Consider the following 292-nt stretch of genomic DNA (forward strand, 5'->3'; position numbering starts at 1 on the left):
GCGATGCGCCCCCGGGTGCTTTTTGGCTTTGCGCTTTTGCTTGGCGACCCGGCGCGAACGCACTACCTCTCGGTTCGACCCCCGAACCGAGATCGAAGGACGGCAGATGTTTGAATCCCTCCAGGAGCGCCTTGGCTCCATCCTGAACGGCCTGACCGGCCGCGGCGCGCTGTCCGAGGCGGATGTCTCGGCGGCGCTGCGCGAGGTGCGCCGTGCGCTGCTCGAGGCCGACGTCGCGCTGGAAGTGGTTCGCTCCTTCACCGACAAGGTGCGCGAAAAGGCGGTCGGCGCC

Annotated in this window: 1 protein-coding gene; it reads left to right on the plus strand. The window is 68.2% G+C overall.

Annotated features, from left to right (window positions below):
- Window positions 1–106 precede the first annotated feature (106 nt).
- A partial coding sequence (locus EN852_RS39435) for a signal recognition particle receptor subunit alpha (RefSeq protein WP_189546645.1) occupies window positions 107–292 on the plus strand: 186 nt, incomplete at its 3' end.

Origin of the sequence: Mesorhizobium sp. M2E.F.Ca.ET.209.01.1.1 (assembly GCF_004010375.2) — a bacterium.
Classification (GTDB): Bacteria; Pseudomonadota; Alphaproteobacteria; order Rhizobiales; family Rhizobiaceae; genus Mesorhizobium.